The following is a 1,216-nucleotide window of genomic DNA, read 5'->3' on the forward strand; positions in this document are numbered from 1 at the left end:
GTGGACGGTGGCACGACTTGGTCTCCGTACACGACTCCTGTAACCTTGGAAACAGCAGGTACAGTTTTGTTTAAGGCTCGTTCGGGCGCAAACGGTGGAGTACTCAGCCCTCTGCTAGAGATGGAACTTCTAAATGATCCAATTACAATAACTCCAGGCTATCCAAAGATCATCGATCAAGCAGATGGCACCTTTAGCGTCGAAAGTGGAACTTTACATCCTGGTTTGAAAATCGAAGTGAGAATTGATAATGGCACATGGTCTACTTATACTGGACCTGTTACCTTGAATACGGGGAGCCATAACATTGATGTCAGAATAGTAAATGTAAGCGGTGAAGAGTTGGCAGATGCAAGTGCAACGTTGAATGGTCCGACACCGCTACCAACGGTAGCACCAACACCGATACCAACGGTAGCGCCAACGCCGATACCAACGGTAGCGCCAACGCCAACACCAACGGTAGCGCCAACGCCAACACCAACGGTAGCGCCAACGCCAACACCAACGGTAGCGCCAACGCCGATACCAACGGTAGCGCCAACAGAAACACCTACGGTGACACCAACGCCGTCAGCGACTCCACAACCTACGTTGGACCCAAGCTGGGGAAGTCCGATAGGGTCAGAGGATGTCACGTTTACTGTATTGTCCGGGGGCTTTTCCTCGCACTTTAGTGGATTATTGCTGGACACGGTAACCATCAGTACGACGAATCAATATCAAGTCATTAATTCAGTGACGAATTCAGTGATTGAAGACAGTCGGGGAACAGGAGCGGGGTGGAACTACAGTCTGAAGATCACCGATTTTGTGAGCGATCCTGTAGTAGACAATAGCAAGGGCACGAGTGACTTGGTTGTAAAAATGCCAGCTAGTTCACTCAGCGTAGATATTACCGATTCAACGACACTAGCCGGACAAGCGGGTAGCCTCAGTCAAAACGGGAAATATGTCTTCAATGCCGAGCCGGTGGTGATCGCCAAAGCCGGAGAGTTTGAGGGCATGGGACAATACCAGATTCCAATGAGTTATATGCTTCGCGTGCCGGATAAGGTAGAGGTGGTTTCGGCGGGGGCGAACAGTACGTATCAAGCAGGGGCAAAGACAGGGCTTCGTGTAGGGACGTATCGTTCGCAGTTTACCTTTACGCTGGCATCGGGGATTTAATGAGAGTACAATGAATTTCAGCCGTCTGGTGTGATAACCGGACGGC

1 protein-coding gene is annotated in these 1,216 nt (G+C 50.5%); it reads left to right on the plus strand.

What is annotated here, in order from left to right; genetic code table 11:
* The coding region (locus ACQ76X_RS35935) for a hypothetical protein (RefSeq protein ID WP_438498670.1) at positions 1 to 1,170 on the plus strand (1,170 nt) is incomplete at its 5' end.
* Between the last annotated feature and the right edge of the window lie 46 nt (positions 1,171 to 1,216).

It is taken from the genome of Paenibacillus sp. IHBB 3054 (assembly GCF_051594305.1).
Lineage (GTDB): Bacteria > Bacillota > Bacilli > Paenibacillales > Paenibacillaceae > Paenibacillus_AQ.